Genomic DNA, 5,730 nt, shown 5'->3' on the forward strand with positions numbered 1-5,730 from the left:
ATTGCTTAGTGTTATAGTAATACATGGCACTAAGCAATATCAGAAAGCTATAGATTATTATACACTGTGTTTGAATTTTGCAAGAAAATATAATTTTACTGCAGGCGTTGGCAATAATTTTTTAAATATTTCAGCTAACGAAGCGGAATTAAAAAAACCAAAGCTTGCTGCGGCACATTTAGATTCATCTGCAAAATATCTCGACTACTCAATAATCTCTACCTCAAAACAAATGTATTTTGAAAATTATGCTGAAGTTTATAAACAGCTCGGTGATTTTACCAAAGCATTTGCTTATAAAGATTCTGTAGCAGTAATTAAAGATTCGTTGTACCAGGCAGACAACATCAGGCAAATGGAATTTCGCCAGGCCAGGTATAATTATGAAAAAAAACAAAACGAAGTGGCACAATTAGAAGCAGATAAAAAAATACAGCAGCTTGCCATCAACCAAAAAAATACCCTTAATTATTTTTTAATAGCCGGGGCATTTACTTTACTGATTATTTCAATACTCAGTTACCGAACCTACAAACAAAAACAAAAATTACAACAGCAGCGCATTAATGATTTAGAAACACAGCAACAATTAACAGCAACCGAAGCTGTACTTAAAGGCGAAGAACAGGAACGCACAAGATTAGCAAAAGATTTACACGATGGCCTGGGAGGAATGCTGTCGGGAATAAAATATTCATTTAATACTATGAAAGGAAATTTAATTATGACGCCTGAAAATACACAGGCTTTTGAACGCAGCATGGATATGCTGGACAGCTCCATAAAAGAAATGCGCCGTGTGGCACACAACATGATGCCCGAAGCACTGGTAAAATTTGGACTGGATACTGCATTAAAAGATTTTTGCAACGATATAAATAATTCGGGTGCATTACAGGTTTCTTATCAATCTATTGGGCTGCAAAATTTAGTGATAGAGCAAACCACGGCCATTACCATTTACCGCATTGTGCAGGAGTTAATTAATAATACTATGAAACATGCTGCGGCAAAAACCGCCATTGTGCAGGTAAGTAAAATAAATAATGATATTAATATTACTGTAGAAGATGATGGAAAAGGATTTAACCCTGTAATTTTACAGCAGTCAAAAGGAATTGGATGGAGTAATATACAAAGCCGTGTAGAATATTTAAAGGGTAAATTAGATGTGCAATCAGAACCGGGCAAAGGAACATCAGTTCAAATTGAATTAAATATATAAATGGCCATAAAAGTTTTTATAGTTGATGATCACTATATGGTGATAGAAGGTATTCATTCATTATTACAAAATGAAAAAAATATTGAGTGGATGGGGCATGCCACCAATGCTGCATCCTGTATTGCTTTTTTACAGCAGCAAACACCCGATGTAATTTTAATGGATATTAATTTACCTGACAAAAGCGGTATTGATTTGTGCAGGGAAGTAAAAGAAAATTTTCCGGGTATTTTTATTTTGGGGTTAAGCACTTTTAACCAGCAAAGTTTTATAGAAAAAATGCTGGGCAGCGGCGCTTCGGGCTATGTGCTTAAAAATGCAACGCAGGAAGAGTTAATGGAAGGTATTGAAACGGTAGTAAAAGGAAAACAGTTTTTAAGTTTTGATGCGGCGCTTGCTTTACGCAAACCCGATACCAATAATAATGTACCTGTAATAACCAGGAGAGAAAAAGAAGTGCTGGAGTTAATTGCCGATGGCATGACGAATAATGAAATTGCACAAAAACTTTTTATCAGCACTACAACAGTTGACACACACCGTAAAAATTTGCTGGCAAAGTTTGAAGCAAAAAATATCGCTTCATTGATAAAAGTGGCGGTGCAACAGCACATGATATAAAATTTGCAGAATTAAATATTTTTTTCTGCACAGGGTATTTCCATTAATACCGAAGTTCCTTCCGATGCAGTGGTACGGTAATCCATTTTTCCTTTCAGTATTTTTATCCTGCTTTCAATATTTTTTAAACCCATACCTTTCTTGTTCAGGTCATCGTCAATTTCAAAACCTTTACCATCATCTTCCACTGTTATATAAAGACAGTTATGGTTATAACTTATTTGCACAATGGCATTTGATGCACCAGAATGTTTAATGATATTTTGCAACAACTCCTGCACAATTCTAAACGAATGAAAAGCCTGTTCTTCTGTCAGCAGCATTTTTTCGGTATCCAGTGCCTTAAAAGAAATGTTGAGTACGCCGGGGCTTGTAATATTGTTACAATAATCTCTCAACGAATTTTCTAACCCGTACAGCAACAAACCGTCCGGCGAAATACTGTGCGAAATATTACGCAGTTCTTTTATGGTATCGTTCAATTTTTCAATGTTACTGTTAAATTTATTGTCCAGGTTGCTATCCATTATAACCTGGTTTTTTAATGCTGCAAATGAATGCTTAATACCACTTAACATACTGCCCAATCCATCGTGCAGTTCTCTTGCCATTCTTGTACGTTCCTGTTCAATCGCATATTGTTTTTCCAGTTCAGATTTTTGTCTTTCCAGTTTTTTGCTGTAAAAATTTCTTATAAAATAGCCAATTAATAAAGCACTGCACATAATTATCAATAAAATAAACCACCAGGTTTTCCAAAACGGTTGGTTAATTTTAAATGTATAGTAAAGTTTTTGTTCAGGATAAATCCCACCGGGATAAACTATCCTCACCAATAATTCATATTTACCCGGCTCCAAATTATTTACTTCAAAATCGCCAGAGTTGTTAAACAATTCTTTATTTGTTTTTCCCTGTAAAGAAAAATAAAAAGTGATGTTCCTGTTATCTATATATGAAGGTGCACCTGCCTGAAATAAAAAATTATTTTCGTCGTACTTAAATATATTTTTATTACTGCTTATCTTTTCTTTGTTAACCCAGATTTGGTTAAAAAATGCAGTGGGGTAATAATTAATATCATTAAACCTGTTAGCGGTGTATTTGTAGAGCTTGCCGGTATATTCGCTAACCGCATATAAATTACCTGCGCTGTCCGCTACAAGATTAGCAACAGGATCGTACACGTTTATACCCAATGATAATTTTTGCAAACTGGTATCGGTACCACTAAAATTTATTATGTCAGCACCGGATGCTGTGGCAAGCGCAATTTTATTTTTATTTAATTTAATAATATCCAGTATAAAATTATTCGACAATCCTTTTTCTCTTGTTAATGCCAGAAAAGGTTTAACCGCTCCATTTGCTGCCTTTACAAATAAAAGCCCGTTATATCTTGTACCTATTAAAAAAGTATCTTTATTCCAAAGTGCCGCACACCTTGGGGCAATGGCGGGCAATTTAAATTCTTTTATTTTTACAAGTTGTTTATGTTTATAGGTATATACGATGGCAAGCGAATTTCCCCTGTCAAAAGCCCAGTAATTATTATCGTCATCTGCAACAATATTATCTGTAAAATAAGGTAACCCGGCAGCAGCATATGTACCATTTTGCAACAGTATATAAAAATAAGTTCCCCCAATTAAAATATTACCGTCTTTATCAGTTTTAATTTTATTGGAGAGCTGCTGTCTTTTATTTTCGTTTTCGGGCAAATTAAAATTTATGCTGACTTTGTTTTGATTTTCTAAAGTATTTTTATCTTTAAAATGCCAGTATTGATTTTGCCAAAATATTAACCCATCGGTAGTGTTTTTTTTTGATGCCGGCAAAACAACAGCATTATTATTTTGCAACGCAAATTGTTTTGTATGCCCGTTAATAAATACTGCATTGCCGGGTAAATTATAAGTATAGTCTCTCCTTAAAATTGCAGTGCTGTTGATTTCGTTTACCTCTTCATAATTGGACTGCACCAGTTTTTGTATGCCTTTACCATAAGTTAAAAACCAGTAATTAAATTCTTTATCCTGGTATATTGTAGTTATATTTTTAAATAACCCACTGGTATAACTATAAAATGTTTTTACATGTGTGGTTATATTAATTTTATAACAACCCCTGTTTACATCAATACACCATATATTATTTTCATTATCAAAAATTATATTTTCTATTTTAAAATCTTTATCCACATATTGTAAAAACCATGGGTCAGTGTATTCAATTTTATCTTCCTGCAGTTTAGCTGCGTTTATTTCTTTTATTCCTGAATGAAGGGTTAGTATATATATTGCCCCGGCTTTATCCTGCACAATTTTATTAATTACCAATCCCTCTATTACACTTGTTACTGCGGCTGTTTTAATATCGTATAAAAAAAGCGAAGGTGCAAAAGCACCATCATTGTTACAAAGTAGTAATTTATTTTTACCAGTGGCACCAAAAGCAACATTGGTTAACCACGCCAATCCAATACCTGCAGTGTTGGTTAATTTTTTTTGCGATTTATTTATCAGTAAGTAAGTGCCGTAATTGGACAAAAGCAGGCTGGTACTGTCGTTTAATTTTTAAACTTCCGAAATTTCTGAAATGCCTTTTAATAACACACTATCGTAACTGATGTTATCTTTTTCTATTTTAATGGGGTTGCCATTAAACCTTACTAAATATAAAGTACTGTCGGGTAAAAAAATATAATTGCTTACAATGCCTACCGGTTCATTGTTAATAGAAAGTATATTGGTAAATCTTTGTCCGTCGTAAATACTAAATCCTTCACGTGTGTAAATAATTAAACGGCCATATTTATCCTGCACCATGCCGGTAACCCTTGCATCTACCAGGCCATTAGCAGGGGTGTAGGTTTCGTACACCGGCTGGGCAATTGCTGTACTGCAAAAAAATAAGCATAAGCAGGTAATGGTTAGCCGCATCCTTAAAAATACAATTATTCAAAATCTTTATACAATAAATATTTTTTTCTTATTTTTTTAAAAGCGTTTAGTCCCGGCTCCCAACTTTTTTTAATCACCGCGGCAGTTTTACCCGTTTTTATTTGCTGCTGAAAAATATCGTTACCTGCCAGTTTGCTTATAAAATTATTTTTTAAAAAGAAACTATCCTTGCCGGGAAATAATTTATACGCTGCAATAATATATTTCAACTGAATTTTTTTATTGAGTGTTTTTAAAATTTCTTCGTTAGTCCCTTTTATATACCAGCCATAACAAAGCTGATAAAAACATTTGCTGCTTTTTGCACCTTCATTTGGTTTAGGAGTAAAGGCATACAATTTTTTAGGTAAAGATGGATGGCCAAAAATTTGAAACGGTGCTTCCGTTCCCCTGCCCTCACTCATCACTGTGCCCTCAATAAAACAGGTGGATGGATACAAATAAATACTTTGCATGGTTTTTAAATTGGGCGAGGGCATTACGGGCAAAACGTATTTACTGTTGTGATCGTAATTTTTGCATTTAATAACAGTAACATGAAAGGGTGTATCTGCTGTAGGCTGTGTGGTAATATTATAAGCATTAATTGCGTTGGCTGCTGCCGATAACATATTTTCGCCGGCCAGCATTAAGCCATATTCTCCAATCGTCATTCCATAAACAACCGGTACAGGCTGCATACCAATAAAACTTTTATATTTCATATCCAGCACTGGGCCATCTACATAAAAACCATTGGGGTTGGGCCGGTCTAAAATTAATAATGGTTTATGATTTTCTAAAGCCGCTTCTAAATAATATTGTAAAGAAGAAATGTATGTATAAAATCTTACCCCAACATCCTGAATATCAAAAATTAAAATATCCACCCCTTTAAAATCTGCTGCTGTGGGTTTTCTATGATCGCCGTATAAACTTACA

At 34.1% G+C, this 5,730-nt stretch carries 5 protein-coding genes; 2 read left to right on the plus strand and 3 right to left on the minus strand.

The genetic code is table 11. The features are described from left to right. Both ACY65O_RS00580 and ACY65O_RS00585 read left to right on the plus strand, forming a co-directional pair. The coding region (locus ACY65O_RS00580; RefSeq protein ID WP_462218901.1) for a sensor histidine kinase at window positions 1–1,225 on the plus strand (1,225 nt) is incomplete at its 5' end. Continuing rightward, window positions 1,226–1,846: a response regulator gene (locus tag ACY65O_RS00585; RefSeq protein WP_462218902.1), complete on the plus strand. Its 621-nt coding sequence runs from the start codon at window positions 1,226–1,228 to the stop codon at window positions 1,844–1,846. A gap of 11 nt (window positions 1,847–1,857) precedes the next feature. Here ACY65O_RS00585 and ACY65O_RS00590 read toward each other — a convergent pair whose 3' ends face one another. The 3 genes from ACY65O_RS00590 to ACY65O_RS00600 form a co-directional block, all read right to left on the minus strand. Further along, entirely contained in the window at window positions 1,858–4,395 is a 2,538-nt protein-coding gene (locus ACY65O_RS00590) for a sensor histidine kinase (protein ID WP_462218903.1), read from the minus strand. 27 nt (window positions 4,396–4,422) lie between these two features. Then, complete coding sequence (locus ACY65O_RS00595) at window positions 4,423–4,788, minus strand: hypothetical protein (protein ID WP_462218904.1); 366 nt, start codon at window positions 4,786–4,788, stop codon at window positions 4,423–4,425. Between the two features lie 14 nt (window positions 4,789–4,802). Next, on the minus strand, window positions 4,803–5,730 hold a 928-nt coding region (locus ACY65O_RS00600; protein ID WP_462218905.1), incomplete at its 5' end, for an exo-beta-N-acetylmuramidase NamZ family protein.

Origin of the sequence: Ferruginibacter sp. (assembly GCF_031430955.1) — a bacterium.
Classification (GTDB): domain Bacteria; phylum Bacteroidota; class Bacteroidia; order Chitinophagales; family Chitinophagaceae; genus Ferruginibacter.